The following is a 2,387-nucleotide window of genomic DNA, read 5'->3' as shown; positions in this document are numbered from 1 at the left end:
AGGCCGGCGCAAGCTTCAGCAGGTCGGCGCGGACGACGCCGTCCTATAAGCTCTATGAGCTCGCCGGCCAGACCCCGCCCAAGCCCGGGCTTGTCCGGGTCGGCCACGGCGGCACCGCCATCGAGATCGAGGTCTGGCGCCTTTGCGCCGATGCCTTCGGCCGATTCGTCGCCGCCATCCCGCCGCCGCTCGGCATCGGCACCATCGAGCTCGACGACGGCACGTCGGCGAAGGGTTTCCTGGCGGAGAGCGTCGGCCTGTTCGCGGCGACGGACATCTCGGCCTATGGCGGCTGGCGCAGCTACGTCGCCAGGACGAACGAGACTCAACGCAGATTGGAGAGCGTTTCCTCAAACTGAGCGACGGCCCGGTTCAGCGGCGACCTGCCATGCCAAACGCTTCGGCGTCCGCCTCTCAGGCCAGCTCGAACCGCTCCACGGCGCGCATGATGCCGCGCAGCTCGGCAAGGCCTTTCAGCCTGCCGATCAGCGAATAGCCGGGATTGATCTTCGTCTTGCCGATATCGTCGGCGAGCAGATGGCCATGGTCCGGCCGCATCGGGATGCGCCAGCGGCCTTCCTTGCGCCGGCGCGCCTCCTCCTTCATCAGCGCCAGGATGACTTCGGCCATGTCGGTCGAGCCTTCCAGATGCTCGGCCTCGTAGAACGAGCCATCCGCCTCGCGCGTCACGTTGCGCAGATGCGCGAAATGGATCTTCGGTCCGAACTCCTCGATCATCGCGACCAGATCGTTGTCGGCGCGCACGCCGTAGGAGCCGGTGCAGAAGGTCAGTCCGTTCGACGGGCTGTCGACCGTTCCCACGATGAAGCGCGCGTCGTCCGCCGTGGAAACCACGCGCGGCAAACCGTAGAGCGAGAAGGGCGGATCGTCGGGATGGATGCACATGCGCGCGCCGACTTCCTCGGCGGCCGGAATGATCTCCCTCAGGAACCAGGCGAGGTTGGCGCGCAGTTCGGCCGGGCCGATCGCGGCGTAATCGGCAAGCGCCTGACGCATCGTCTCGCGATTGTAGGTGCGCTCGGTGGCCGGCAGGCCGGCGATCAGATTGCGCTCTATTTTCTCGATGTCGTCGTTGCTCAGAGTCTTCAGTCGTGCTTCCGCCTCCTTAAGGCGCTCCGGACCGTAGCTCGCCTCGGCATTCGACCGCTTCAGCACGAAGACGTCGTAGGCGGCGAAGTCGAGCGCATCGAAGCGCAACGCGTAGCCGGTGGTCGGCAACCGGTACATGAGGTCGGTGCGCGTCCAGTCCACCACCGGCATGAAGTTGTAGCAGATCGTCGAAATGCCGGCCTTCGCCAGCGCCCGGATCGTATCCCTGTACCAGCCCGCGTAGCGCTGCCGTTCCGGCGTCCCCGTCTTGACCGAATTGTGGACCGGAATGCTCTCCACCACCGACCATGTCAGCCCCGCCGCCTCGATGATGCGCTTGCGTTCGAGAATGGCGTCGAGCGGCCAGGCGCTGCCGTCATAGATGTCGTGCAGCGCCGTGACGATACCAGTCGCCCCGGCCTGCTTGATGTGGTCGAGTGTGACCGGGTCGTTCGGGCCGTACCAGCGCCAGCATTGTTCCATGACTGCCTCCCAAAGCATGCGTTTTCATCCGTGTCGTATCTGAACGGCCGCCATGCATCAAAACAAAGACGTAAAGCCGCATCGGACCGAACCCATTTCGGCGCGAGCGCTTCAGCGTGGTTGCGATCGACCATATTGTCGGATGACAATGGCCGTCAAATCAGGGGATCGCGGCGCCTTCCGACGAGCCACCGACAGGCGCTTTCGTCCATCATTGCAGGAGTTTTGTCCATGAACGATTTCGACGGCAAGGTTGCCCTGGTGACGGGAACGACCGGGATCGCCGAGGCAACCGCGCGCCGTCTTGCCGAGGGGGGCGCCGCGATCATCGCGCTGGGCATCGACCAAGCCGCCAACGCGATGCTGCAGGCCGAGCTCAACCGCGCGGGCGCCGCCGCCCTCGTGCTCGCCACGGACGTTGCCGTGCCCGACCAGGTCGAGAGGGCGATCGCTTCCGGCGTCGAGAAATTTGGCGGGCTGGACGTCATCGTCAATTCGGCCGCCGTGCATCCCTACGGCACGGCCACGACGACGGATTTCGAGACCTGGAACCGGGCGATGTCGGTCAATGTCGGATCGATCTATCTCACCGCCCGTTTCGGCATACCGGAGATGATCAAGCGCGGCGGCGGCGCCATCGTCAACGTCGCCTCGGTGCAGGGCACCGCTTGCCAGGAGAATGTCGCCGCCTACGCCACCACCAAGGGCGCGATCCACACGCTGACGCGCTCGCTGGCGCTCGACTATGCCCGAAAAGGCATCCGCGTGAACTCCGTCAGCCCGGGGTCCGTGCG

The 2,387-nt window shown here is 65.4% G+C and carries 2 protein-coding genes and 1 pseudogene; 2 read left to right on the top strand and 1 reads right to left on the bottom strand.

Going from position 1 to position 2,387, the window contains the following annotated elements; translation table 11 throughout:
* A pseudogene (locus EOA24_RS34500) lies at positions 1-359 on the top strand (allophanate hydrolase); the annotation flags it as partial.
* A gap of 55 nt (positions 360-414) precedes the next feature.
* Here the strand turns inward: EOA24_RS34500 and uxuA are convergent.
* Complete coding sequence (uxuA, locus tag EOA24_RS34495; RefSeq protein WP_126081106.1) at positions 415-1,593, bottom strand: mannonate dehydratase; 1,179 nt, start codon at positions 1,591-1,593, stop codon at positions 415-417.
* A gap of 231 nt (positions 1,594-1,824) precedes the next feature.
* Here uxuA and EOA24_RS34490 point away from each other — a divergent pair.
* The coding region (locus EOA24_RS34490; RefSeq protein ID WP_133374776.1) for an SDR family oxidoreductase at positions 1,825-2,387 on the top strand (563 nt) is incomplete at its 3' end.

The organism is Mesorhizobium sp. M2A.F.Ca.ET.039.01.1.1 (genome assembly GCF_003998035.1).
Taxonomy (GTDB): Bacteria; Pseudomonadota; Alphaproteobacteria; order Rhizobiales; family Rhizobiaceae; genus Mesorhizobium.
Note: the sequence above shows the minus strand (reverse complement) of the source record. Positions and strands in the feature narration are given on the sequence as shown.